The 20,854-nt window shown below is 63.2% G+C and carries 21 protein-coding genes; 17 read left to right on the top strand and 4 right to left on the bottom strand.

The window, feature by feature from the left end; all coding sequences use genetic code 11:
- The first annotated feature begins 337 nt into the window (after positions 1 to 337).
- Entirely contained in the window at positions 338 to 871 is a 534-nt protein-coding gene (gene rcdA / locus JYP46_RS13565; protein WP_113153239.1) for a protease adaptor protein RcdA, read from the top strand.
- On the opposite strand, the gene JYP46_RS13560 is transcribed toward rcdA, so the two are convergent.
- Positions 837 to 1,724 carry a sulfite exporter TauE/SafE family protein gene (locus tag JYP46_RS13560; RefSeq protein ID WP_222474115.1) on the bottom strand — a complete coding sequence of 296 codons (888 nt, stop codon included), beginning with the start codon at positions 1,722 to 1,724 and terminating at the stop codon, positions 837 to 839. The genes rcdA and JYP46_RS13560 overlap by 35 nt on opposite strands.
- On the opposite strand from JYP46_RS13560, the gene ruvC reads away from it, so the two are divergent.
- The 9 genes from ruvC (at position 1,715) to pal (ending at position 9,024) form a co-directional block, all read left to right on the top strand.
- Positions 1,715 to 2,230, top strand: coding sequence for a crossover junction endodeoxyribonuclease RuvC (gene ruvC, locus JYP46_RS13555; RefSeq protein ID WP_113153237.1), 516 nt, complete (start codon positions 1,715 to 1,717; stop codon positions 2,228 to 2,230). The genes JYP46_RS13560 and ruvC overlap by 10 nt on opposite strands.
- On the top strand, positions 2,227 to 2,847 hold the full coding sequence (ruvA, locus tag JYP46_RS13550) for a Holliday junction branch migration protein RuvA (RefSeq protein WP_113153236.1): 621 nt from the start codon (positions 2,227 to 2,229) through the stop codon (positions 2,845 to 2,847). The genes ruvC and ruvA overlap by 4 nt, the downstream gene beginning before the upstream one ends.
- 47 nt (positions 2,848 to 2,894) lie before the next feature.
- Positions 2,895 to 3,941 (top strand): Holliday junction branch migration DNA helicase RuvB, encoded by a 1,047-nt coding sequence (gene ruvB / locus JYP46_RS13545; RefSeq protein WP_113153235.1) that lies wholly within the window; start codon positions 2,895 to 2,897, stop codon positions 3,939 to 3,941.
- Entirely contained in the window at positions 3,938 to 4,408 is a 471-nt protein-coding gene (ybgC, locus tag JYP46_RS13540; protein ID WP_206548380.1) for a tol-pal system-associated acyl-CoA thioesterase, read from the top strand. The genes ruvB and ybgC overlap by 4 nt, the downstream gene beginning before the upstream one ends.
- Positions 4,409 to 4,715: 307 nt before the next feature.
- Positions 4,716 to 5,429 carry a protein TolQ gene (tolQ, locus tag JYP46_RS13535; RefSeq protein ID WP_113153233.1) on the top strand — a complete coding sequence of 238 codons (714 nt, stop codon included), beginning with the start codon at positions 4,716 to 4,718 and terminating at the stop codon, positions 5,427 to 5,429.
- A 9-nt stretch (positions 5,430 to 5,438) separates the two neighbouring features.
- Positions 5,439 to 5,894 (top strand): protein TolR, encoded by a 456-nt coding sequence (tolR, locus tag JYP46_RS13530; protein ID WP_113153232.1) that lies wholly within the window; start codon positions 5,439 to 5,441, stop codon positions 5,892 to 5,894.
- Between the two features lie 4 nt (positions 5,895 to 5,898).
- The gene (locus tag JYP46_RS13525; RefSeq protein ID WP_206548379.1) at positions 5,899 to 6,960 is read left to right on the top strand and encodes a hypothetical protein; all 1,062 of its coding nucleotides are present in this window, start codon (positions 5,899 to 5,901) and stop codon (positions 6,958 to 6,960) included.
- 64 nt (positions 6,961 to 7,024) lie between these two features.
- Positions 7,025 to 8,338, top strand: coding sequence for a Tol-Pal system beta propeller repeat protein TolB (gene tolB / locus JYP46_RS13520; protein ID WP_113153230.1), 1,314 nt, complete (start codon positions 7,025 to 7,027; stop codon positions 8,336 to 8,338).
- Positions 8,339 to 8,520: 182 nt separating this feature from the next.
- A complete protein-coding gene (gene pal, locus JYP46_RS13515; RefSeq protein WP_113153229.1) occupies positions 8,521 to 9,024 on the top strand; it encodes a peptidoglycan-associated lipoprotein Pal in 504 nt (167 codons plus the stop codon).
- A gap of 85 nt (positions 9,025 to 9,109) precedes the next feature.
- Here pal and rpe read toward each other — a convergent pair whose 3' ends face one another.
- The 3 genes from rpe to JYP46_RS13500 form a co-directional block, all read right to left on the bottom strand.
- Positions 9,110 to 9,781: a ribulose-phosphate 3-epimerase gene (gene rpe / locus JYP46_RS13510; RefSeq protein ID WP_206546138.1), complete on the bottom strand. Its 672-nt coding sequence runs from the start codon at positions 9,779 to 9,781 to the stop codon at positions 9,110 to 9,112.
- Positions 9,782 to 9,857: 76 nt separating this feature from the next.
- The gene (locus JYP46_RS13505; protein ID WP_206548378.1) at positions 9,858 to 10,556 is read right to left on the bottom strand and encodes a GntR family transcriptional regulator; all 699 of its coding nucleotides are present in this window, start codon (positions 10,554 to 10,556) and stop codon (positions 9,858 to 9,860) included.
- Positions 10,553 to 11,938: a formimidoylglutamate deiminase gene (locus JYP46_RS13500; protein WP_206548377.1), complete on the bottom strand. Its 1,386-nt coding sequence runs from the start codon at positions 11,936 to 11,938 to the stop codon at positions 10,553 to 10,555. The genes JYP46_RS13505 and JYP46_RS13500 overlap by 4 nt, the downstream gene beginning before the upstream one ends.
- Positions 11,939 to 12,061: 123 nt before the next feature.
- Between JYP46_RS13500 and hutI the strand changes: the two genes are divergently transcribed.
- The 7 genes from hutI to JYP46_RS13465 all read left to right on the top strand — a co-directional run bounded on the left by hutI (position 12,062) and on the right by JYP46_RS13465 (position 20,689).
- Positions 12,062 to 13,270: an imidazolonepropionase gene (gene hutI / locus JYP46_RS13495; protein ID WP_206548376.1), complete on the top strand. Its 1,209-nt coding sequence runs from the start codon at positions 12,062 to 12,064 to the stop codon at positions 13,268 to 13,270.
- Positions 13,267 to 14,808: a histidine ammonia-lyase gene (gene hutH / locus JYP46_RS13490; protein ID WP_206548375.1), complete on the top strand. Its 1,542-nt coding sequence runs from the start codon at positions 13,267 to 13,269 to the stop codon at positions 14,806 to 14,808. Before hutI ends, hutH begins: the two co-directional genes overlap by 4 nt.
- A gap of 169 nt (positions 14,809 to 14,977) precedes the next feature.
- Positions 14,978 to 15,781 (top strand): N-formylglutamate deformylase, encoded by an 804-nt coding sequence (gene hutG / locus JYP46_RS13485; RefSeq protein ID WP_206548374.1) that lies wholly within the window; start codon positions 14,978 to 14,980, stop codon positions 15,779 to 15,781.
- Positions 15,782 to 15,784: 3 nt separating this feature from the next.
- Positions 15,785 to 17,458: a urocanate hydratase gene (hutU, locus tag JYP46_RS13480; RefSeq protein ID WP_206546144.1), complete on the top strand. Its 1,674-nt coding sequence runs from the start codon at positions 15,785 to 15,787 to the stop codon at positions 17,456 to 17,458.
- 27 nt (positions 17,459 to 17,485) lie between these two features.
- Positions 17,486 to 18,577 carry a TRAP transporter substrate-binding protein gene (locus JYP46_RS13475; RefSeq protein WP_113153221.1) on the top strand — a complete coding sequence of 364 codons (1,092 nt, stop codon included), beginning with the start codon at positions 17,486 to 17,488 and terminating at the stop codon, positions 18,575 to 18,577.
- Positions 18,578 to 18,632: 55 nt separating this feature from the next.
- Positions 18,633 to 19,142 (top strand): TRAP transporter small permease subunit, encoded by a 510-nt coding sequence (locus JYP46_RS13470; protein ID WP_113153220.1) that lies wholly within the window; start codon positions 18,633 to 18,635, stop codon positions 19,140 to 19,142.
- On the top strand, positions 19,139 to 20,689 hold the full coding sequence (locus JYP46_RS13465) for a TRAP transporter large permease (RefSeq protein WP_206548373.1): 1,551 nt from the start codon (positions 19,139 to 19,141) through the stop codon (positions 20,687 to 20,689). Before JYP46_RS13470 ends, JYP46_RS13465 begins: the two co-directional genes overlap by 4 nt.
- Positions 20,690 to 20,854: the final 165 nt, after the last annotated feature.

Raw genomic sequence — 20,854 nt, 5'->3', positions numbered from 1 at the left:
GCGAACGCTGGCATTCGATGCAATTATCGGTGGCGGCGTTAACCAAGCATTAAGCTTTACATGCGTTTACTGTGTACATCCAGTGATCTGGATTCTTACCGAGTGGCTGGAGCCATTCTGTTTGACGCCTCCCTGTTTAAACTCCTGAGAGCCGCGTTTGCGGCTCTTTTTTTCGACAAAATGAGCATTAACCTTTCATTAAGTAAGAACTTGCCAACAGCTGTGCACAGGCTCATCCTTGCATTGAGTTCTTGGCATTGAGAGTCAGGCTCACTTGTGATTGAACGCATCAGCCGGCGGTGGCCGCAGTTTCGTATAATGGTGGGGCGTAAGCACAATGATTGAAGGCGGGAACGGTCGCGCGACTACGATCAAGCTGGCCGAGCATCGCGTGTTCTCGGATTCTTTCAAGCCTCTCTACAATCAGGGCATGAGCCTGGTTGAAGAGGCCGCGGAGTATCTGGATGGCGAAGGACGCATCGAGGCCAAGGGCCTGACGCGGGCCGGCGCTGCGCTTTATGCGGCCGAATCCATGCGGCTGACCACACGTCTGATGCAGCTTGCCTCGTGGCTTCTTCTGCAGCGCGCCGCCAATTCCGGCGAGATGACGCGCGAGCAGGTGGCTGCCGAGAAGTCCAAAGTGCGTCTCGACACGCATTCGCCGCAGGAGCAGGCCGACGGCTGGTCCGATCTGCCGGAGAATTTCCAGGATCTGGTCATGCGCTCGGTGCGCCTGCAGGACATCGTGCGGCGTATGGACGAAGAGATCTATGGCGGTGCGCCGGCTGCAGCGAACGATGCCGATCTCTACAGCCACAACCCGGTCTTCGAGCAGATCACCCTGCTGAAAACAGCGTTCGGGCACCGCTGATTCCCCACTGAAACAGCGTCTGCGTAAGCGGAAGCGCAATCAGCGCAGACGCGATGATGAGCGTGAAGGCGAGCCGCCGATAGGTCGTGTCGCTGGCGATCCCGTACAGCTTTCCGCCGATGAGCAGGCTCACCACATAGGGCGGGACCATAATCAGGCCGAGCATCACGCGCGGCTCATCGAACAGGCCGGCCGCCCACAGATTGCCGGCGGAAAAGATCTCCGAAATCAGAAACAGCGTCATGAGATTGGCGCGCACCACGGAGACCGGCAGCGCCGACGCCATCCAGTAGATGATGACCGGCGGGCCGGGAATGGCGGCGATGCCCGACAGCGTGCCTGAAATGCCGCCAATGCCGAAGGATACGGGAAAGCCACGCGGCCCGTGGTAGCGCCAGCCGCTGCGCAGCACCAGCGCACAGCCCAGAATGACGATGCAGATGATCCAGCGCAGCGCGGTTTCGTCGCCATTCTTGAGAATGTAGACGCCAAGCGGCACGAACAGCGCCAGCCCGGCGAGAACCGGCAGCACCTCGCGCCAGCGGGCGAGCTTCACCACCGGCAGGGCGACCGGAAGCGTGGGCAGCGAATCGATGATGACCAGCAGAACCACAGCAGTCACGGGATCGTAGAGCGCGCCTGCAATCGGCGCGACGATGAGCCCCGTGCCGAACCCGGACAGGCCGCGCACCACCCCCGCCACCAGAACGGTGAGGGTGAGAAGGGCAAGACTGAGATCGAGTTCGGGCAGGATTTCGCCTCCAGGCAGTCGGTGTGCCGGGACAGGAATGCAGCCGCATCCTAACGCGTGGCAATGGGCCTGCCCACCGCTATGGTAGAGCCATGAACACACCGATTCGCATTATGGGCATCGACCCGGGGCTTCGCCGCACCGGCTGGGCCGTCATCGAGACGCAGGGCAACTCCCTTCGCTTCGTTGACGCAGGCTCGGTCTCTTCCGATGCCAAGGCTGACCTCGCCTCGCGCCTGTGCCAGTTGCATGAGGGGCTGGAGGCGGTTCTGCACCAGCACCGGCCGGAGGAGGCCGCCGTGGAGGCCACTTTCGTCAACAAGGACGCATCGGCCACGCTGAAGCTGGGTCAGGCGCGCGGCATCGCCATGCTGGTGCCGGCAAGGGCCGGCCTGCGCGTTGCCGAATACGCGCCCAATGCGGTCAAGAAGGCCGTGATCGGCGTCGGTCACGGCGACAAGAAGCAGATTCATCTGATGGTGAAGGTGCTGATGCCGAAGGCGCATTTCGACACGCATGATGCGGCGGATGCGATTGCCATCGCCATCTGCCACGCGCATCACCGGCAGTCCGTCACCTCCCGACTGGCAATGGAAGCACTGAAATGATTGGCAAACTGAAGGGCATCATCGACGAGATCGCCGAAGATCACTGCATCGTCGATGTGGGCGGGGTTGGCTATGTGGCCTACTGCCCGGCGCGCACGCTGGCCGCACTTGAGGGCGAGGGGACGGCGGTGACGCTGTTTATCGAGACTTATGTGCGCGAGGACATGATCCGTCTCTACGGCTTCCGCTCCGCGCTGGAGCGCGAGTGGTTCCGCCTTTTGCAGAACAATGTGCAGGGCGTGGGCGCAAAGGTGGCGCTTTCGGTGCTTTCCACGCTTTCGGCTTCGGAACTCGCCAACGCCATTGCGCTGAAGGATGCCGCCACGGTGGCGCGCGCGCCGGGCGTGGGCAAGAAGGTGGCCGAGCGCATTGTCTCGGAGCTCAAGAGCAAGGCCCCCGCCTATGCCGGCGAGGCCAGCGACACGATCGGTCTCAAACAGGAACTGGGCGAGGGCGCAGCGCCTTCGGCGGTGGCCGATGCGGTTTCTGCGCTTGCCAATCTCGGTTATTCGCGCGATGTCGCAGCCAATGCGGTTGCGGCGGCGCTGAAGGAAGCCGGCGAGAGCGCCGAGGCCGGAACGCTGATCAGGCTTGGCCTGAAGGAACTGGCGCGCTAGGCAACAGGCATGGGCGCCAAGCTGGGTAGTGAAGTGGATTTCTGCGGATGACGGATGCCGAACGGCTCATTTCGGCCGACAAGCGCGGTGAGGATCTGGACGCGACCATGCGGCCGCAATCGCTGGACGATTTCGTCGGCCAGAAGGCGGCGCGCGCCAATCTGAAGGTCTTCATCGAGGCGGCGCGCGGACGCGGCGAGGCGCTGGACCACGTGCTGTTCGTTGGCCCGCCTGGCCTCGGCAAGACCACGCTGGCGCAGATCATGGCGCGGGAGCTGGGCGTGAATTTCCGCTCCACCTCCGGTCCGGTGATCGCAAAGGCCGGCGATCTGGCGGCCCTTCTCACCAATCTTGAAGAGCGCGACGTGCTTTTCATCGACGAAATTCACCGGCTGAGCCCGGCGGTGGAGGAAATCCTTTATCCGGCGATGGAAGATTTTCAGCTCGACCTGATCATCGGCGAGGGGCCGGCGGCGCGTTCGGTGAAGATTGACCTGGCGAAGTTCACGCTGGTGGCCGCGACGACGCGGCTTGGCCTTCTGACCACGCCGCTGCGCGACCGTTTCGGCATTCCGGTGCGGCTCGATTTCTATACGACCGAAGAACTGCAATCCATCGTCACGCGCGGCTCGCGCATTCTGGGCATGCCGCTGGCCACCGATGGCGCTGAGGAAATCGCCCGTCGCGCGCGCGGCACGCCGCGCATTGCCGGACGCCTGCTGCGCCGGGTCCGCGATTTCGCCACCGTGGCGGGGGCGAGCGAGGTGACGCGCAAGGTTGCCGATGAGGCGCTGTCGCGGCTTGAAGTGGATGCGCTTGGCCTCGACCTGCTCGACCGGCGTTACCTCAGCATGATCGTGGAAAATTTCGGCGGCGGCCCGGTGGGCATCGAGACCATTGCGGCGGCGCTCTCGGAGCCGCGCGACGCGATTGAAGACATTATCGAGCCCTATCTGATCCAGCAGGGCTTCATCCAGCGTACGCCGCGCGGGCGCGTTCTGGCCGCGAAGGCATGGCGTCACATGGGGCTTCAGCCGCCCAAGGCGCTGGCCGAGGCGCAGATCAGCCTGTTCCAGCAGGGAGACAAGGAATGAGCGGCGGCGGCGCAGGCGAAGACCTGACGGTCGGGCTTTCGGGCGAACTGACCGAATTCGGTCACCGTCTCGTGGCGCGGGTCTATTTTGCCGATACCGATTTTACCGGTGTGGTCTATCACGCCCGCTATCTGGAGTTTCTGGAGCGCGGCCGGTCGGATTTCCTGCGTCTTGCGGGTGTCCACCATACCGAGCTTGCCGACGGCAAGCATGGCGAGGTGCTGGCCTGGGTCGTGCGGCGCATGGAAATCGACTTTCGCCAGCCGGCCCGCGTGGACGACATCGTGACGGTGGAAACGCGCACCGAGGCGATTTCGGGCGCGCGCATCTATATGGCGCAGCGTCTCCTGCGTGGTGACGATGTGCTGGTGGAGGCGAAGGTGGAGGCGGCGATCATTGGCGCGTCCGGCAAGCCGCGCCGGTTCCCGAAAGAATGGATCGAGGCCTTCAAGCCGAAAGGCGGCTAATTCGCGGGTTTCGCTGCGATGAGGGGCGTGCCGAAGGCGCATTGTCTTGCCCCGTAAGCGATTCTCTTTGCCGCAGCCTGGTTGGCGCTCCGTTTCCTAACGCTTAATTAACCATAACGGTTCATGAAGAAAATCATGAAATCCGTAGCGAATCCGTGCGCCTTCCTTTCACCAAATTTTACCGGATAAAGGGGCCTTGAAGCATCTTGCGGGGACGCCTCGGATCGGACGAAGGCAACGGCACGCAAGCAGGGGCGAGACCGAAGCCGAGATGTACGCCGCCCTGATCTTAAGAGGATTTTGATCCATGGAAAGTGTTACGCTCGCCGCACCAGGTGGGGAGTTGTCGATCTGGGCTTTGTTCTGGCAGGCCGGTTGGGTCGTCAAGCTGGTCATGATCGGCCTTCTGGCGGCATCCGTGTGGACCTGGGCCATCATTATCGACAAATCGATTGCCTATGCCCGCATGCGCTCTGCTCTCAATCGTTTCGAGAAGACGTTCTGGTCCGGCCAGTCTCTTGAAGAACTTTACCGCGCGCTCTCGGAGCGCAAGACGACCGGTATGGGGTCGATCTTCGTGGCTGCGATGCGCGAGTGGAAGAAGAGCTTCGAGAAGGGCGCGCGTTCGCCGATCGGCCTTCAGAACCGCATCGACAAGGCCATGGATCTGGCGCTGACGCGCGAGATGGAGCGTCTGGAGAGCCGGCTGGGCTTCCTCGCCTCCATCGGTTCGGCTGCGCCGTTCATCGGCCTGTTCGGCACGGTGGTCGGCATCATGACCTCGTTCCAGGCCATTGCCGGTTCCAAGTCGACCAATCTGGCCGTTGTCGCGCCGGGCATCGCCGAGGCGCTTCTGGCCACGGCCATCGGCCTTCTGGCCGCCATTCCCGCTGTTATTGCCTACAACAAGCTGTCATCGGATGCGGGCAAGCTCGCCGGACGCATGGAAGGCTTCGCGGACGAGTTTTCGACCATCCTCTCGCGGCAGATCGACGAGAAGGTCGCCGCCAAGGCGGCTTAGGAGAACGCAATGGGTATGTCAGTCGGCTCGGCGGGCGGAAGAAACGGACGGCGGCGCGGTCGCCGGGGTTCGCGCTCGGGCCTGATCTCCGAAATCAACGTGACGCCCTTCGTGGACGTGATGCTGGTGCTGCTCATCATCTTCATGGTGGCCGCCCCGCTGCTGACCGTCGGTGTGCCCATCGACCTGCCGGAAACGCAGGCCAAGGCGCTCAACTCCGAAACGCAGCCGATCACGGTTTCCGTCAACAGCGACGGCCAGATCTATCTGCAGGAGACCGAAGTGCCCATCGAAGAGGTGGTCGCGAAGCTGCAGGCGATTGCGCGTTCGGGCTATGACGAACGTATTTATGTGCGCGGTGACCGCGCGGCTGATTACGGCACGGTGATGCGCGTGATGGCGCGTATCTCGGCTGCCGGCTATCGCAATCTTGGCCTGGTCACGCTGCAGGAAGAAGGCAACTGACCGAATGAAGGCGGGTATCGTCATATCGGCGGGCATGCACGCGGCGCTTCTGGGCTTTGGCCTGGTTTCGCTGTCGGCGCCGCGCGCCTATGAGGTGGCGGATGTCGAATCCCTGCCCGTCGACATCATTCCCATCGAATCGATGACGCAGGTGCAGGAGGGCGACAAGAAAGCCGAGCTTTCCGAAAAGCCTGCGCCCACGCCAACCAAGCGTCCTGACCCGGTCGAGAACGCGCAGAACACGGGCGACAATGATGTCGACCTGAAAACGCCGCCGACGCCGGAGCCGAGCAAGCGCGAAGTGCAGAAGACGGCGGAGCCGCCGCCTGCGCCGAAGCCGACGCCCAAACCCGAACCGAAGCCGGAGCCCGAGCCCAGACAGGCCGAGGCGGAGCCGACCCCGGTGCCGGCGACGGAGGTGCGCCCCGAGCCGCAGCCCAAGCAGGATGTGCAGCCGGACCCCGCGCCTGAAGAGACGGTCGTGGCCGAAGCGCCCGAGGCAGAGAGCGTTTCCCTGCCCAACAGCGCGCCGGTGCCACAGTCGCGGCCTCAGCCGCCAAAGGCGAGCACGGCCAAGGCGCCCGACCGCAAGGATGCCGAAAAGCCGGCGCAGAAGACCGCGGCCAAGCAGAAGTCGGAGAAATCCGACGAACTGTTCGACGAGGTGGCGGCGCTTCTGAACAAGGACAAGGCCTCTGGCGGCGGCGCGAAGCGCTCGCAGGAGCAGGCGTCGCTTGGTGGCAGCCGCAACACGCCCGGCGAGAAGCTTTCGCAGAGCGAGATGGATGCGCTGCGCGGTCAGATCCAGCGGTGCTGGAACGTGCCGGCTGGCGCGCTCGAGGCCGACAATCTGAAGGTCTCCATCCAGATGAACCTGGATGCGAGTGGCAATATCGAGGGAAGTCCGCGCATCATTTCCGGCGGCAGCGGGTCCATGGTCGAGCGGGCAGCGGCAGAATCCGCACGCCGCGCCGTCCTCCAGTGCGCGCCCTACAATCTGCCGGCGGCGAAGTACGACACCTGGTCTGAAGTCATCGTCCACTTCGATCCAAGCGACATGTTTTAACCCGGGCACCATCCATATGGCGATGGGGGCTTGAGCCTAACCAAATGGGGAGAGGCAGGAGCAAATGCAGATAATCTTGAGAGCGACCTTCCTGATCGCGACGCTTGTCGCCGGGCTTGGCGTTGCAGTGCTGCCGGCAAGGGCAGTGGTCGAGATCGACATCAACAAGGGCGTGGTCGAGCCGCTGCCGATCGCCATCACGGAGTTCATCTCCGCCGATGGCACCGGCGCGGAAATTGCCAGCGTCGTTGAGGCCGATCTGAGGCGGTCCGGCCTGTTCGCACCGATCGAGAAGGGGGCCTTCATCGAGAAGATCTCCAACCCGGATGCGGCCCCGCGTTTTCAGGACTGGACCGTGATCAACGCGCAGGCGCTGGTGACGGGCAAGGTTTCCGAGACGGCGGACGGACGGCTGAAGGCCGAATTCCGCCTGTGGGACACCTATGCGGGCCAGCAGCTCATCGGCGAGCAGTTCTTCACCAGCAAGGACAAGTGGCGGCGCGTGGCGCACATCATCGCCGACGCCATCTATCAGCGCCTGACGGGTGAGAGCGGCTATTTCGACACGCGCATCGTGTATGTGGACGAGTCCGGCCCGCGCAACAACCGCGTGAAGCGGCTTGCGATCATGGATCAGGACGGCGCCAACCAGCGTTTCCTGACCGATGGCCGCGCCATCGTTCTGACGCCGCGCTTCTCGCCGACGCGTCAGGAAATCACCTACATGTCCTATGAGGGCGGTCAGCCGCAGGTCTATCTCCTGCAGCTGGAGACCGGACAGCGTGAGCTGGTCGGCAATTTCCCCGGCATGACGTTTGCGCCGCGCTTTTCGCCCAATGGCCAGCAGATCGTGATGAGCCTTCTGCGCGATGACGGCAACTCGAACATCTTCGCGATGGACCTGCGCAGCCGCAACACAACGCGCCTGACGACGGCCAATGCGATCGACACCTCGCCGTCCTATTCGCCGGATGGTTCGCAGATCGTGTTCACCTCCGACCGTGGCGGTCGCGCGCAGATCTATGTGATGAGCGCGAGCGGTGGCGATCCCAAGCGTATTTCGTTCGGTGACGGCAGCTATTCGACGCCGGTCTGGTCGCCGCGCGGCGATCTGATCGCCTTCACCAAGCAGACGCGCGGCGAGTTCCAGATTGGCGTGATGCGCACCGATGGTTCGGGCGAGCGCATCCTGTCCTCCGGCTTCCTGCAGGAAGGTCCGACCTGGTCGCCCAATGGCCGCGTTGTGATGTTCTTCCGTCAGCCGGCGGGCTCTGCCGGACCGCAGCTCTATTCCATCGATCTGACGGGCCGCAACGAGCAGAAGATCCCGACCGCGAATTACGGTTCGGATCCGGCATGGTCGCCGCTACTCGAGTAGCGGCGGGCCGGTTCCTGCCGGATTCGCCGCGTTTCCGCCGTATTTTAAGCTAGTTTGCGCGAAATAACGGTTCTGGTTGGTACCGGTAAGTCTTCGTTAACCGCGTTTCTTGAGGGGTCCTTAACGGCAACGTGGTTACTGATCATTGAACAAAATTTCTCTAATTTGAAGGAGAGGTGGCAATGCTGTCGATTGCAGCGATCGCCAAACACCCGGTTAGCATCGCCCTGGTAGCGGCTCTTGCTTTGGCCGGTTGCGCCAACAAGCAGGTTCCCAACAGTGCAGCCGATATCGGGCTGGGCGGTGCGGGCGGTCCTCCCGGATCGCAGCAGGAATTCACCGTCAGCGTGGGCGACCGGATTTTCTTCGACCTCGACTCGTCGTCGATCCGCGCCGATGCGCAGCAGGTTCTTTCCCGCCAGGCGCAGTGGCTGAACAAGTACCAGAATTACACGATCACCGTGGAAGGCCATGCCGACGAACGCGGCACCCGCGAGTACAACCTCGCGCTCGGCGCACGCCGTGCGGCTTCGGCCCGTGACTTCCTGGTGGCCCGTGGCGTTGCGGCAAACCGCATCCGCACGATTTCCTACGGCAAGGAGCGTCCGGTCGCGACCTGTGACGACATCTCCTGCTGGTCGCAGAACCGCCGCGCGGTCACCGTTCTGAACGGCGGCAGCAGCTAAGCATTTTGCATACAAGAAAAGAAAAGCCGCGCTGGACAATGTCCGCGCGGCTTTTTTTGTTGGCTGAATTTGAAAGACGTAGGCGTCAGCCCTGCGCGGCCTTGCGGATGGCCTCGATGTTCTTCGCATAGGCTTCTTCGCCGTCGCCCTTGAAGACGGCGGAGCCGGCGACGAGCACATTGGCGCCGGCGGCAACCAACTCACCGGCCGTGTCGGGCGACACGCCGCCATCGATCTCGATGTCGATCGGACGGTCGCCGATCATTGCCTTCACGCGGCGCACCTTCTCGACCACGGACGGAATGAAAGCCTGGCCGCCAAAGCCCGGATTGACCGTCATCAGAAGCACGAGGTCGACCTGGTCGAGCACGTATTCGATGACGTTTTCGGGCGTCGACGGATTGAGCGAGACGCCGGCCTTCTTGCCGAGATTGCGAATGGTCTGCAGCGAGCGGTGCAGGTGCGGACCGGCTTCCGCGTGAACCGTGATGATGTCGCAGCCCGCATCCGCAAAGGCGGCGAGGAAGGGATCTGCCGGTGTGATCATCAGGTGGCAGTCGAACACCTTGTCGGTGCGGTCGCGGATTGCCTTGATGATGGGCGGGCCAAAAGTGATGTTGGGCACGAAATGGCCGTCCATCACGTCGAGGTGGATCCAGTCAGCGCCTGCTTTGGCGACGGTTTCGACCTCGTCGCCGAGGCGCGAGAAGTCGGAAGCGAGGATGGAGGGGGCGATGAGCGTGTTGCGCGCGGTCATGACGGTTTTCCGTAACGATGAGACTGGCTTGCCCTAACGTCTTCTCCGCGCCTTGTCGAGGCGCGGGCGGGACGCCTCACAGATGTGTCACCATGCGGTGCGATGCGGGATGCACCAGATGAGCCAGCGTGATCGGCTCGCCCGCCATCCATGTGATGCGTTCGCCGATGAAGACCGGATCACCTTCCCGGATCTGCAGCAGGGATGCCTCGTCGGGGCTGGCGGCCGCCGCCATGAAGGTGAACTCCGCATTGGAGAAGGGGGCGTGGCCGACGAGCCATTCATTCGGCCCCATGGTCGCGAAATCAGCATCGCGGGCACCGGGAACCGTGTTCAGATTGATCCAGCGATCTTCGTACTGGTAGGGGACGCGGTCGGCCAGGTGCAGGCATCGCACATGCATCATGTTGGATCTGGACAGGAGGCTGAGCCGGGCGCAGATGACCTCCGGTGCATCGGTAATGTCAGCGCTCAGTAAGCGGTACTGATATTCCGAACCACGCGCTTCGATCTCCTGCCGGATGCGGGGGATGACGAAGCGCGCCTCGCGTACCGGATGAAGGGCGACGCGGGTGCCAGCGCGGCGCTTGCGTTCGAGAATGCCGGCGCGGGCAAGCTCCTGAAGCGCGCGGTTGACCGTCGCGCGCGCCGCCCCGAACTCCTCCGCCAGGGCTTCTTCGCCGGGGATCAGGGCTCCCGGCAGCCAGACCCGTTCTGCGATGCGTCGGGAGAGCTCGTCGCGGATGGTGCGGAATGAGGCGCGTTCGCTGGTCACAGCAACTCCATCAGTTTTCTGATCGTGCGCGTGTAGCGTGCGGCGATCGTTTCACGTTCGATGTGGCGGCCCTGACGGACACAGTGGCGTCCTGCCGACCACACTTCGGATACGGCGCCATTGTCGCCGGTAAAAAGCCAGCCGTCTAATACACCATCGTCGAATGCTGCACCTGCGAAATCGTCCTGATCGATTGCCACCAGATCGGCCCAGTGTCCCGGCTGGATCGCGCCGGAATCGCGGCCAAGAGCCTGAGCGCCGCCGGCAAGGGCTGCATCGTAAAGCGTGCGCCCGCAGGACTGGCCGTGCGCAGCCAGAACCACGCGGGCCGTGTCGCGCAGGCGCTGGGAGTATTCGAACTGGCGCAGCTCTTCGGCGACGGTGATGCGGATGTTGGAATCGGAGCCGATGCCAAGTGCACCGCCTGCCTGACGGTAGTGAAGCCCGTTGAAGATGCCGTCGCCCAGATTGGCCTCGGTGACGGGGCAAAGCCCGGCGACCGCTCCGGTGTCGGCCAGATTGCCGGTCTCCTCGTCGGTCATGTGGGTGCAGTGGATCAGGCACCAGCGCGCATCCACATCGCAATTGTCGAGCAGCCACTCCACCGGACGCTGGCCATAGGCCGCCAGAACCTCGTCGATCTCCGGCAATTGCTCGGCGATGTGCATGTGCAGCGGCGCATCGGGACGCATGGTCTGCGCTTCACGCAGATCATCCAGCCCCACCGCGCGCAGCGAGTGTGGTGCAACGCCAAGCCGGGCGTCGGCGGCGAGATTTCCAATGCATGCTTCAGCGCGTGAAAGCAGCTTCTGGAACCGGTCCAGATCGTTGCCGAAACGCTGCTGGCCGCCCTGCAGCGGTCGCTGGTCCACGCCGCCATGGCGGTAAAGAACGGGAAGGAGGGTGAGGCCGATGCCCGTCTGGTCCGCAGCGCCTGCGATACGCGCAGAAAGCTCGCCCACATCGTCATAGGCAACGCCGCCGGGCTGATGGTGGACGTAGTGGAACTCCGCGACGGCGGCAAAACCCGCCTCCTGCATTTCCATGAAGGCGAAGGCGGCGACCGCCTCGATGTCTTCCGGCGAAAGCAGGTCGAGAAAGCGGTACATGATTTCGCGCCATGTCCAGAAACTGTCGCGCCCGGCCGGACCCCGCCGCTCGGCCAGCCCGGCCATGGCGCGCTGAAACGTGTGGCTGTGCAGGTTGGACATGGCGGGCAGGAGAACGGGAACACGTATTGTCTTGGCATCCCCCGACTTGTCATCTGCGGGCGCGGCCCCGGCCGTCACGCTTTTGATGCGCCCCGCACTGGTGAGCTCCACAAGCACGTCCTTTTGCCAACCGCCTGGCGTGAGTGCATTCTGAGCAAAAATCGCTTGCATGAGGCGTTGTTCCCGGCTTAATTATGTCTATACATATAAGAATAATCGTAGACAAAAATTCTGTCTTAGGCAATATGCCCTGTATGGGGAGGCCTGCAGTGGGTAGGGAGGAATCTTCCTGTTATGAAGCAGAGTGTCATCAGCGGTATCCGCTTGGCGAGCATGTGCGAAGGCGGCGCGCCCTATGGGCTTGTCGAGGATGCCGGCATCGCCATCGAGGGTGATATGATTGTCTGGGCAGGTGCAATGAGCAACCTGCCGGAGCGTTTTTCCGGATGGGAGCGGACCGATTTCGGCGGTCGCCTCGCCACGCCGGCGCTTGTCGACTGCCACACGCATCTGGTGTTTGGCGGCAATCGCGCCAGGGAATTCGAGATGCGGCTTGAAGGCGCGAGCTACGAAGAAGTGGCGCGGGCCGGCGGCGGCATCGTTTCCACCGTTTCTGCAACGCGTGGCATGGATGAAGATGCGCTGGTCGAAGACGCGCTGAAGCGGCTCGATGCGCTTCTTGCCGAAGGCGTTTCGACGGTGGAGGTCAAATCCGGTTATGGGCTGACCGTCGAGGACGAGCTCAAGATGCTGCGCGCCGCGCGCCGTCTGGCAGAGCTGCGGCCCGTGCGGATCAAGACGAGCTATCTCGCCGCCCATGCGGTTCCAGCCGAATATCGCGGGCGTGAAGACGCCTATATCGACGCGGTGGTGCTGCCGGGCATGGATGCTGCCCGTGCCGAAGGTCTGGTCGATGCGGTTGACGGGTTCTGCGAGGGCATTGCCTTCTCGCCGGTGCAGATGGCGCGCGTCTTCGACCGGGCGCGCGAACTCGGCCTGCCGGTAAAACTGCATGCAGAGCAGCTTTCCAATCTGGGCGGCGCGAAGATGGCGGCCTCCTATGGCGCGCTTTCGGCGGATCATCTCGAATATCTGGACGAGGAAGGCGTTGCGGCGATGGCCGCTTCCGGGACGGTGGCCGTTCTCCTGCCGGGCGCATTCTACACGCTGCGCGAGACGCAGTATCCGCCGCTTGCGGCGCTGCGCAAACATGGCGTGCGGATTGCGGTCGCGACCGACTGCAATCCGGGTTCATCGCCGCTTGCCTCGCTCCTTCTGACCGTGAACATGGCCTGCACGCTGTTCCGCATGACGCCCGAAGAGGCGCTGGCGGGAGCCACGCGCGAAGGCGCGCGGGCGCTCGGGCTGGCCGAGGAAATCGGCACCATCGAGGCCGGCAAGCGCGCCGAAATCGCCATCTGGGACGTGGAGCACCCGGCGGAACTTGCCTATCGCATCGGCTTCAACCCGCTCCATCGCCGCATTGCAGGAGATTTTGCATGACGCTTGTTCTGACCCCCGGTGCGGTCACGATCCAGGATCTGGAGCGTATCTGGCGTGATGGCGTTGCCGTGCGCGTTGATCCGGCCTGCTATCCCGGCATTGAGGCGGCGGCTGCGCGCATCGACCAGATCGCACGTGGCAATGAAGCGATCTATGGCGTCAACACCGGCTTTGGAAAGCTCGCCAGTGTGAGCATCCCGCCGCAGGATGTGGAGACGCTGCAGCGCAACCTCATCCTCTCGCATTGCTGCGGCGTTGGTGCGCCGCTTGACGAAGCCATTGTGCGGCTGATCATGTCGCTGAAACTGCTCTCGCTGGGCCGTGGCGCATCCGGCGTGCGCATGGAGGTGGTCAAGCTGATCGAGGAAATGCTGGCGCGCGGTGTCGTGCCGGTGATCCCGGAAAAGGGCTCGGTCGGTGCATCCGGCGACCTCGCGCCGCTCGCGCATATGGCGGCTGCCATGATGGGCGAGGGCGAGGCTTTCTTCGACGGCGAGCGGCTTTCCGGCGGCGAGGCGCTGCGCCGGGCCGGGCTTACGGCGGTCGTGCTGAAGGCCAAGGAAGGGCTGGCGCTGATCAACGGCACGCAGGTTTCCACCGCGCTGGCGCTGACCGGGCTGTTCCGGGCGCATCGCGCGGCGCGGTCGGCGCTCATCACCGGGGCCTTGTCGACCGATGCGGCAATGGGTTCTTCCGCGCCATTCCACCCCGAAATTCACACGCTTCGCGGCCATCAGGGCCAGATCGACACGGCGGCAGCACTGTGGGCGCTGCTCGAGGGCTCGCAGATCCGCGAGAGCCATCTGGAAGGCGATGAGCGGGTGCAGGATCCGTATTGCATCCGCTGCCAGCCGCAGGTGGATGGCGCGTGTCTCGATCTTCTGCGCCAGGCGGCGCGCACGCTGACCATCGAAGCCAATGCAGTGACCGACAATCCGCTGGTTCTCTCCGACGGGACGGTTGTTTCGGGCGGCAATTTCCACGCTGAGCCGGTGGCGCTTGCCGCCGACCAGATTGCGCTTGCCATTTGTGAGATCGGCGCAATTGCGCAGCGGCGCATTGCGCTTCTGGTCGACCCGGCGCTGTCGTTTGGCCTGCCGGCGTTTCTGGCGAAGAAGCCGGGCCTGAATTCCGGCCTGATGATTGCCGAAGTGACCTCGGCTGCGCTGATGTCGGAAAACAAGCAGATGTCGCATCCGGCCTCCGTGGATTCGACGCCCACTTCCGCCAATCAGGAAGACCATGTGTCGATGGCCTGTCACGGCGCGCGGCGGCTCATTCCGATGACGGAGAACCTGTTCGGCATTATCGGCATTGAAGCCGTGACGGCGGCGCAGGGCGTCGATTTCCGCGCGCCGCTGAAAACGAGTGCGGAGCTTGCGCAGGCCCATGCGGCGATCCGCAACGCGGTGCCGGATCTGGAGGAAGACCGTTATCTGGCCCCCGATCTGGAAAACGCCATCGCGCTCGTGCGCTCCGGCGATCTGAACGCCAGCATTCCCGGGAACATTCTGCCTGAATTGAGGAGTGAGCCTTGATCGGGAGCGTGTCTTTTTTGGATGTGGCGACTGCCCCTCATCCGCCTGCCGGCACCTTCTCCCCGCTCGCGGGGAGAAGGACGATGGCCGCAACGTTGACGCCCCCCTCTCCCCGCCTGCGGGGAGAGGGTAAGGGTGAGGGGCGGACGCCAACACTGGAGATTTGCGCATGAACCCCGTCGAAGTGCATCAGGGCTCCTCGCCCGTCATTCTGGGGCTGCCGCACACGGGCACTTTTGTGCCGGAGGCGGTCAAGGCCCGGCTCAATGAACAGGGCCGGCTTCTGACCGATACGGACTGGCACGTGCATCGGCTCTATGACGGTCTGCTCGATGGTGTGACCACCGTGCGGGCGACCTTTCATCGCTATCTGATCGACGCCAATCGCGACCCTTCCGGCGAGAGCCTTTATCCGGGGCAGAACACGACCGGTCTGGTGCCGCTGACGGATTTCGACAACCGCCCGATCTGGCGCGAGGGGGAGGAGCCGACGGCTCAGGATGTAGCCGAGCGGCTTGATGCCTTTCACGCGCCCTATCATGCCGCGCTGGAGGCCGAGATCGCGCGGGTGAAGGCGCTGCATGGCGTGGCGATCCTCTATGACTGCCATTCCATCCGCTCGCACTGCCCGTTCCTGTTCGAAGGGCAGCTTCCCGATTTCAATATCGGCACCAATCACGGCGAGACCTGTGCGCGGGAAATCGAGCAGGCGACGGTTGATGTCTGTGCCGGTGCGGACGGGTTTTCCAGCGTGCTCAACGGCCGTTTTGTCGGCGGATGGACGACCAGGCATTACGGCCGGCCCGGGACCGGCGTGCATGGCATCCAGATGGAACTGGCGCAGGCAACGCATCTTCAGGGCGAGGCCGTGCCGTTTGACTATGACGAAGAAAAAGCGGCGCGCCTGCGACCGCATCTCAAAGCCATTCTGACGCGTCTTTCAAAGATCGCGCCATCCTTGAAGGGGAACTGAACCATGAGCAATCCGCGTCACAACATTCGCGAGGTAAGGGCGCCGCGCGGGACGGAGCTGAACGCCAGGGGCTGGATGACGGAAGCGCCGCTCAGGATGCTGATGAACAATCTCGATCCCGACGTTGCCGAAAACCCGAACGAGCTGGTCGTTTATGGCGGCATTGGCCGGGCGGCCCGCACCTGGGACGATTTCGACCGCATTGCCGCGACGCTGAAGACTCTTGATGAAGACGAGACGCTGCTCGTTCAGTCGGGCAAGCCGGTGGGCGTGTTCCGCACCCACAAGGATGCGCCGCGCGTTCTGATCGCCAATTCCAACCTGGTGCCGCACTGGGCCAACTGGGACCATTTCAACGAGCTCGATAAGAAGGGCCTGATGATGTACGGCCAGATGACGGCCGGCTCGTGGATCTATATCGGCTCGCAGGGCATCGTGCAGGGCACGTACGAAACCTTTGTGGAGGCAGGCCGGCAGCATTATGGCGGCGACCTCACGGGCAAGTGGATCCTGACCGCAGGGCTTGGCGGCATGGGCGGCGCGCAGCCGCTGGCGGCCGTCATGGCCGGTGCCTGCTGCCTCGCCATCGAGTGCGATGAGACGCGCATCGATTTCCGCCAGCGCACCCGCTATGTGGACGAGAAGGCGACCACGCTGGACGAGGCGCTGGAGATGATCGACCGCTGGACGAAGGCGGGCGAGGCGAAGTCCGTCGGCCTTGTGGGCAATGCGGCGGAGATCGTGCCCGAGCTGGTGCGGCGCGGCGTGAAGCCGGACATGGTGACGGATCAGACCTCCGCGCATGATCCGGTGAACGGCTACCTGCCCAAGGGCTGGACCGTGGCCGAGTGGCGCGAGAAGCGCGAGAGCGATCCGAAGGCCGTGGAGAAAGCGGCCCGTGCTTCGATGCGCGAGCATGTGGAGGCGATGGTCGACTTCTGGAACCAGGGCATTCCCACGCTCGACTATGGCAACAACATCCGCCAGGTGGCGCTCGAAGAGGGCTTTGAGAACGCTTTCGCCTTTCCCGGTTTCGTGCCGGCCTATATCCGCCCGCTGTTCTGCCGCGGCGTCGGCCCGTTCCGCTGGGCCGCACTCTCCGGCGATCCGGAAGACATCTACCGCACCGACGAGAAGGTGAAGGAGCTTCTGCCCGACAATGAGCATCTGCATCGCTGGCTCGACATGGCGCGCGACCGCATCGCGTTCCAGGGCCTGCCGGCGCGCATCTGCTGGGTCGGTCTGGGTGACCGGCACCGCCTTGGCCTCGCCTTCAACGAAATGGTTGCGAAGGGCGAGCTGAAGGCTCCGGTGGTGATCGGGCGCGATCATCTGGATTCGGGCTCGGTGGCGTCTCCCAACCGTGAAACCGAGGCCATGAAGGACGGTTCCGATGCCGTTTCCGACTGGCCGCTGCTCAACGCGCTCCTGAACTGCGCCTCCGGCGCGACCTGGGTTTCGCTGCATCATGGCGGCGGCGTGGGCATGGGCTTCTCGCAGCATTCGGGCATGGTGATCTGTGCCGATGGCACGGAAGATGCGGCGCGCCGCCTTGAGCGGGTGCTGTGGAACGATCCGGCGACAGGCGTGATGCGTCACGCCGATGCGGGCTACGACATTGCGCGCGACTGGGCGCAGGAAAAGGGCTTGCGGCTGCCGGCGATTCTTGGAAATTAATAACCGAACAATTCAGAGGGGTTTTCCATGAAAAGGCGTCAATTTCTAAAAGCGGCAGGTGTTGCCGGTGTGGCGACGGGCTTAGCGGCTCCGGCCATCGCACAGGACAAGATCACCTGGAAAATGGTCACGGCCTGGCCGAAGAACCTGCCCGGACCGGGCGTGGCGGCGCAGATGCTTGCCGACCGAATCACGGCTCTGTCCGGCGGCCGGCTGGAAGTGAAGCTTTACGCTGCCGGCGAGCTTGTGCCGGGCAATGGCGTGTTCGACGCGGTGTCGGAAGGCACGGCTGAACTCTACCACGCGGTTCCCTCCTACTGGGGCTCCAAGTCGCGCGGTATTCTGCTGTTCGGTTCGCAGCCTTTCGGTCTGCGCGCTGACGAGCAGCTGGGCTGGCTCGTGCATGGCGGCGGACAGGCGCTTTACGACGAAATGTATGGCCGTTTCGGGCTGAAGCCGTTCCTTTGCGGCAATTCCGGTCCGCAGTGGCAGGGCTGGTTCCGCAACGAGATCAACTCGGTCGACGATCTGAAGGGCCTGCGCTTCCGCACCACGGGTCTTGCGTCTGAAATGTGCGCCAAGCTTGGCATGGCCGTTCAGGCCATGGGCGGCGGCGACATGTTCCAGGGCCTGCAGTCCGGCACGATCGACGCCGGTGAGTTCATCGGTCCGTGGACGGATTCGGCGCTTGGCTTCTATCAGGTAGCCAAGAACTACTATTGGCCGGGTGTCGGCGAGCCGTCTTCGGCCGAGGAGTGTGCGGTGAACAAGGCGGCCTATGATGCGCTGCCGGAAGATCTGCAGCAGGCCGTCGCCTATGCCTGTGAATCGCTCTACAATCCGGTCTGGACCGAATACACGACCAAGCATGCCGCAGCGCTGAAGCAGCTCGTGGCAGAGCAGGACGTTCAGGTGAAGAAGCTGCCGGATGACGTGATCGTCGCCATGGGCAATGCCGCAGGCGAAGTGATCGCGGAACTGCGCGAAGACGATGACGAGCTGGTCAAGCGCATCGTCGAGAGCTTCCTCGGTTACCGCGAAGGCATCGCCGAATACATGGTCTACGCAGACAACGGGCAGATGAACGCCCGTGCGATGGACTACAAATACGGCGGCTGACAACACGACCGGGCCGGGCTCGCGCTCGGCCCGTTTCTTTCGGGGAACGCTCGGCATGCTTGAGCTTGCGGACAAACTTGACCGGATCAACCGGGCAGTGGGCGCTGTTGTGCGCTGGCTGGCGCTGGCCATGGTGCTGGTGCAATTCGGCACGGTGGTGCTGCGCTATGTCTATGGCGTCAGCTTCATCTTCATGAACGAGACCGTTCTCTACCTGCACGCAGCACTGTTCATGCTGGCCGGAGGCTACACGCTTCTGGTCGACGGGCATGTGCGCGTGGACATTTTCTACGGGCTGTTCGGCCCGCGCGGCAGGGCGCGCATCGATATTTTCGGTGCGCTGTGCTTCCTGATGCCGTCCATGTTCATGATCGCCTGGTTCTCCTGGCCTTCCGTGCGCAATTCCTGGTCGATCATGGAAGGAGCCATCTCGGTGGGCGGCATTCCCGCCTCCTTCCTGCTCAAATCGTTGATCCCCGCCTTCTGTGCGCTGCTCATCATCCAGGGCCTTGCCTGCATCCTGCGCGATCTCGCGCGTCTTCGTGAAGAAGCCCCCGCCGCATGACCTTACCGCTCGACATCCTCATGTTTGCGGCGCTGATCGTCGCCATTCTGATCGGCTATCCCGTTTCCTTCATGCTGGCGGGAACGGCTGCGCTGTTCGCCTTTCTTGGCTGGATGACAGGCCAGTTCGATGTCGGGCTTCTGGGCGCGCTCGGGCAGCGGGTTTTCGGAACCCTCACCAATGAGGTTCTGATCGCCATTCCGCTGTTCGTTTTCATGGGCGTGGTGCTGGAAAAGAGCCGCATCGCGGAAGAGCTTCTGGAGACGATGGGCCGTCTCTTCGGCGGCATACGCGGCGGTCTCGGGGTTTCCGTCGTGCTGGTCGGCGCGCTTCTGGCGGCCTCGACCGGCATTGTGGGCGCAACCGTGGTGGCGATGGGCCTGATCGCGCTGCCGACCATGGTGCGCAACGGCTATGATCCGAAGCTTGCTTCCGGCGTGGTTTGCACCTCCGGTACGCTGGGCCAGATCATTCCGCCCTCGACGCTGCTCATCATCCTGTCCGACGTGATGTCGACCGCCTATCAGCAGGCGCAGTATGAGCAGGGCAAATTCACCATCGAGACGATCTCCGTCGGTCAGGTTTTCGCCGCAGCGCTTCTGCCGGGCCTGACGCTTGTGGCGGTCTACATCGCCTACCTGATGACGCGGGCAGCCCTGAAGCCGGACAGCGCTCCGGCGCTGGTTGCGGTCGGCGACCGGCCGAGCAGGCAGGAGGTGCAGCGCGCCGTTCTGCCGCCGGTTCTGCTCATCGTTGCCGTTCTGGGCTCCATCCTCGGCGGCATTGCAACGCCAAGCGAGGCGGCAAGCGTGGGCGCCATTGGCGCATTGCTACTCGCCGGTGTGCGCAGCGAAGGAAATGGCCGTCTGATCGTTCTGGGCGCGGCGGCGCTGGGTGCTGTCGCGGTGCTGGCCGGTATCTTTCCGGTGCGTCTGCAGCGCAGCGATGTGGGCCTCTTCGAATGGCTCATCGCGGGGCTGACAACCGGGCTTCTGGCGCTCGGCGTCCTCGCCATCGTCATTTCCATCGACAAGGCGCGCCAGCGCGGCATTCTCACGCCGATTGTCACCAACACGATGACGGTGACGGCAATGATCTTCGCCACCATTCTCACGGCCAGCGTGTTCTCGCTCGTGTTCCGTGGACTGGGTGGTGATGCGCGGGTTGAGGACATCCTGCACTCCATGCCCGGCGGTCCGCAGGGGGCGCTCATCTTTGTGATGGCGATGATCTTCGTGCTCGGCTTTTTCCTCGATTTCGTGGAAATCTCGGTGATCGTCCTGCCACTGGTCGCTCCCATTCTGATCCTGATGGGACATGACCCGCTCTGGCTCGCGATCCTGATCGCGATCAACCTGCAGACGTCATTCCTGACGCCGCCCTTCGGGTTCTCGCTGTTCTATCTGCGCGCGGCTGCGCCAAAGGAAATCACGACGGGACAGATCTATCGCGGCGTCATTCCCTTCATCATTCTGCAGCTCGTGGGCATGGGCGTTATCTGGCTTCTGCCGTCGATTTCCACATGGCTTCCGGCGCAGATATTCTGACGCGAATATCTGCTTTTATTTATCTTAATGATTGTATTAATGCTGCGCGTATAAGTAGAGAATTTATGTAAAGCGTCGGTTACAATTCTATTTTATTCAGAATTGAAATCCCTTCGTCATATACATATGCTGATACTGTTTTTGTAGGTGAAGCCCTAATATTGT

Source organism: Nitratireductor aquimarinus (assembly GCF_017255295.1).
In the GTDB taxonomy this organism is placed as follows: domain Bacteria; phylum Pseudomonadota; class Alphaproteobacteria; order Rhizobiales; family Rhizobiaceae; genus Nitratireductor; species Nitratireductor aquimarinus.
This window is presented reverse-complemented; position numbering and strand designations above follow the sequence as displayed.

Bases quoted from the DNA above. Each gene is read 5' to 3' on its own strand.
- JYP46_RS13465 (WP_206548373.1), top strand. From the start codon at position 19,139: ATGACCTTACCGCTCGACATCCTCATGTTTGCGGCGCTGATCGTCGCC.
- tolB (WP_113153230.1), top strand. From the start codon at position 7,025: ATGCAGATAATCTTGAGAGCGACCTTCCTGATCGCGACGCTTGTCGCC.
- ruvA (WP_113153236.1), top strand. From the start codon at position 2,227: ATGATTGGCAAACTGAAGGGCATCATCGACGAGATCGCCGAAGATCAC.
- tolQ (WP_113153233.1), top strand. From the start codon at position 4,716: ATGGAAAGTGTTACGCTCGCCGCACCAGGTGGGGAGTTGTCGATCTGG.
- tolR (WP_113153232.1), top strand. From the start codon at position 5,439: ATGGGTATGTCAGTCGGCTCGGCGGGCGGAAGAAACGGACGGCGGCGC.
- hutI (WP_206548376.1), top strand. From the start codon at position 12,062: ATGAAGCAGAGTGTCATCAGCGGTATCCGCTTGGCGAGCATGTGCGAA.
- ruvC (WP_113153237.1), top strand. From the start codon at position 1,715: ATGAACACACCGATTCGCATTATGGGCATCGACCCGGGGCTTCGCCGC.
- pal (WP_113153229.1), top strand. From the start codon at position 8,521: ATGCTGTCGATTGCAGCGATCGCCAAACACCCGGTTAGCATCGCCCTG.
- JYP46_RS13475 (WP_113153221.1), top strand. From the start codon at position 17,486: ATGAAAAGGCGTCAATTTCTAAAAGCGGCAGGTGTTGCCGGTGTGGCG.
- rcdA (WP_113153239.1), top strand. From the start codon at position 338: ATGATTGAAGGCGGGAACGGTCGCGCGACTACGATCAAGCTGGCCGAG.
- ruvB (WP_113153235.1), top strand. From the start codon at position 2,895: ATGACGGATGCCGAACGGCTCATTTCGGCCGACAAGCGCGGTGAGGAT.
- hutG (WP_206548374.1), top strand. From the start codon at position 14,978: ATGAACCCCGTCGAAGTGCATCAGGGCTCCTCGCCCGTCATTCTGGGG.
- JYP46_RS13500 (WP_206548377.1), bottom strand. From the start codon at position 11,938: ATGCAAGCGATTTTTGCTCAGAATGCACTCACGCCAGGCGGTTGGCAA.
- rpe (WP_206546138.1), bottom strand. From the start codon at position 9,781: ATGACCGCGCGCAACACGCTCATCGCCCCCTCCATCCTCGCTTCCGAC.
- JYP46_RS13525 (WP_206548379.1), top strand. From the start codon at position 5,899: ATGAAGGCGGGTATCGTCATATCGGCGGGCATGCACGCGGCGCTTCTG.
- JYP46_RS13470 (WP_113153220.1), top strand. From the start codon at position 18,633: ATGCTTGAGCTTGCGGACAAACTTGACCGGATCAACCGGGCAGTGGGC.
- ybgC (WP_206548380.1), top strand. From the start codon at position 3,938: ATGAGCGGCGGCGGCGCAGGCGAAGACCTGACGGTCGGGCTTTCGGGC.
- hutH (WP_206548375.1), top strand. From the start codon at position 13,267: ATGACGCTTGTTCTGACCCCCGGTGCGGTCACGATCCAGGATCTGGAG.
- hutU (WP_206546144.1), top strand. From the start codon at position 15,785: ATGAGCAATCCGCGTCACAACATTCGCGAGGTAAGGGCGCCGCGCGGG.